This is a genomic window from Pseudomonas sp. HMWF006 (assembly GCF_003061205.1).
Classification (GTDB): domain Bacteria; phylum Pseudomonadota; class Gammaproteobacteria; order Pseudomonadales; family Pseudomonadaceae; genus Aquipseudomonas; species Aquipseudomonas monsensis.
Map to the genome: position 1 here is coordinate 1 of NZ_QAIU01000623.1, position 1,136 is coordinate 1,136.

At 55.2% G+C, this 1,136-nt stretch carries 1 protein-coding gene; it reads left to right on the plus strand.

The genetic code is table 11. The annotated features are described in order from the left end of the window. Window positions 1-1,136: elongation factor Tu (gene tuf / locus DBR24_RS28910; protein ID WP_128616405.1), on the plus strand; the 1,136-nt coding region annotated here is incomplete at both ends.

The window sequence follows — 1,136 nt, forward strand, 5'->3', positions numbered from 1 at the left end:
GGTCACGTTGACCACGGTAAAACCACTCTGACCGCTGCTCTGACTCGCGTCTGCTCCGAAGTTTTCGGTTCGGCCGTAGTTGAATTCGACAAGATCGACAGCGCTCCAGAAGAAAAAGCTCGCGGTATCACCATCAACACCGCGCACGTTGAGTACAACTCGCTGATCCGTCACTACGCTCACGTTGACTGCCCAGGTCACGCTGACTATGTGAAGAACATGATCACCGGTGCTGCTCAAATGGACGGCGCTATCCTGGTTTGCTCGGCCGCTGATGGTCCGATGCCACAAACCCGTGAGCACATCCTGCTGTCCCGTCAGGTAGGCGTTCCGTACATCGTGGTTTTCCTGAACAAGGCTGACCTGGTAGACGACGCTGAGCTGCTGGAACTGGTTGAGATGGAAGTTCGCGACCTGCTGTCCACCTACGACTTCCCGGGCGATGACACTCCAATCATCATCGGTTCGGCTCGTATGGCGCTGGAAGGCAAAGACGACAACGAGATGGGCACCACTGCCGTCAAGAAGCTGGTTGAAACTCTGGACAGCTACATCCCAGAACCAGTTCGTATGATCGACAAGCCATTCCTGATGCCAATCGAAGACGTATTCTCGATCTCGGGTCGCGGTACTGTTGTGACTGGTCGTATCGAGCGCGGTATCGTTCGCGTTCAAGATGCACTGGAAATCGTTGGTCTGCGTGACACCACCACCACCACCTGCACCGGTGTTGAGATGTTCCGCAAGCTGCTCGACGAAGGTCGTGCTGGCGAGAACTGCGGCGTTCTGCTGCGTGGTACCAAGCGTGACGACGTTGAGCGTGGTCAGGTTCTGGTTAAGCCAGGTTCGGTTAAGCCGCACACCAAGTTCACCGCAGAAGTTTACGTTCTGAGCAAGGAAGAAGGCGGTCGTCACACTCCGTTCTTCAAAGGCTACCGTCCACAGTTCTACTTCCGTACTACTGACGTGACTGGTAACTGCGAGCTGCCAGAAGGCGTTGAAATGGTAATGCCAGGTGACAACATTCAGATGACTGTTACCCTGATCAAAACCATCGCGATGGAAGACGGTCTGCGTTTCGCTATCCGTGAAGGCGGTCGTACCGTCGGCGCTGGCGTCGTAGCCAAAATCATCGA